This window comes from Oceanisphaera psychrotolerans, from assembly GCF_001870485.1.
Classification (GTDB): Bacteria; Pseudomonadota; Gammaproteobacteria; order Enterobacterales; family Aeromonadaceae; genus Oceanimonas; species Oceanimonas psychrotolerans.
Genome location: NZ_MDKE01000056.1, coordinates 1 through 1645, shown reverse-complemented (window position 1 = coordinate 1645; position 1645 = coordinate 1). Strand labels below are relative to the sequence as shown.

The following is a 1645-nucleotide window of genomic DNA, read 5'->3' as shown; positions in this document are numbered from 1 at the left end:
CTCCTTACCTTAATCTCAACGTCTGTTGAGTGTTCACACAGTTTGCTTGATATGAGTAGAGCGCTTTTGATAAGGGCGTGGTGATTGGTTCGCCTATAGCCAATCGCACACCGAGTTCTGCGCCAAGCCCAAGGACAGCATTGTTCTTGTCGCTCGGGTTCGCAGGCTCACCACTCGCCTTTACCAAAAATCGATGCGGTTAACTGTCGTGTCTTTTTTGATAAGACTTGCCACTCGGCCTCGCCGGCTCGGCACTCGTCTTACCAAAAATCGTCGAAGCTTGCTTCGACAAGAGTGATTTTTGGTCCCCTTCGTCTAGAGGCCTAGGACACCGCCCTTTCACGGCGGTAACAGGGGTTCGAATCCCCTAGGGGACGCCATCGCGCTAAGCACTAAGCCTTACATTGTAAGAGAGATTATGTTCTTACAGTTTAACGCTTAGAGTTTAACTACTCTTGCTCTTTAACAATCTGGAAAGCTGATGAAATAATTTGTAGTTCTTGATACGCAAGTGTCTTGGAACTTCTTGGCGAAATATTGTTGTAAGCATCAGTCATGATGCGTACCGCCTTGATAAGTGTACCGGTCTTCGGACTGACACACTTCTTGGGGTTGTATGGTTAAGTGACTAAGCGTGCACGGTGGATGCTTGGCAGTCAGAGGCGATGAAGGACGTGCTAACCTGCGTTAAGCACGGGTGAGCTGGTAAGAAGCGCTTGAGCCCGTGATATCCGAATGGGGAAACCCACTGCACTCAGTGCAGTATCGCCACGTGAATACATAGCGTGGCGAGGCGAACCGGGAGAACTGAAACATCTAAGTACCCCGAGGAAAAGAAATCAACCGAGATTCCCCTAGTAGCGGCGAGCGAACGGGGACCAGCCCTTAAGCTGTTTGTGGTGTAGTGGAACGGTCCTGGAAAGGCCGGCCGTAGTGGGTGATAGCCCCGTACACCAAACCCCACTTACAGTGAAATCGAGTAGGACGGGACACGTGATATCCTGTTTGAACATGGGGGGACCATCCTCCAAGGCTAAATACTCCTGACTGACCGATAGTGAACCAGTACCGTGAGGGAAAGGCGAAAAGAACCCCTGTGAGGGGAGTGAAATAGAACCTGAAACCGTGTACGTACAAGCAGTGGAAGCCCTTCGAGGGTGACTGCGTACCTTTTGTATAATGGGTCAGCGACTTACTTTTAGTAGCAAGGTTAACCGTATAGGGGAGCCGTAGGGAAACCGAGTCTTAACTGGGCGACTAGTTGCTAGGAGTAGACCCGAAACCCGGTGATCTAGCCATGAGCAGGTTGAAGGTTGAGTAACATCAACTGGAGGACCGAACCCACTAATGTTGCAAAATTAGGGGATGACTTGTGGCTGGGGGTGAAAGGCCAATCAAACCGGGAGATAGCTGGTTCTCCCCGAAAGCTATTTAGGTAGCGCCTCGGACGAATACTACTGGGGGTAGAGCACTGTTTGGGCTAGGGGGTCATCCCGACTTACCAACCCCATGCAAACTCCGAATACCAGTAAGTACTATCCGGGAGACACACGGCGGGTGCTAACGTCCGTCGTGAAGAGGGAAACAACCCAGACCGCCGGCTAAGGTCCCAAAGTCATAGTTAAGTGGGAAACGAAGTGGGAAG

At 51.0% G+C, this 1645-nt stretch carries 1 tRNA gene and 1 rRNA gene; both read left to right on the top strand.

Annotated elements, in window-relative coordinates:
• The first annotated feature begins 304 nt into the window (after window positions 1-304).
• Window positions 305-380 (top strand) — tRNA-Glu (locus BFR47_RS15025).
• Window positions 381-618: 238 nt separating this feature from the next.
• A 23S ribosomal RNA gene (locus tag BFR47_RS15020) occupies window positions 619-1645 on the top strand; the annotation flags it as partial.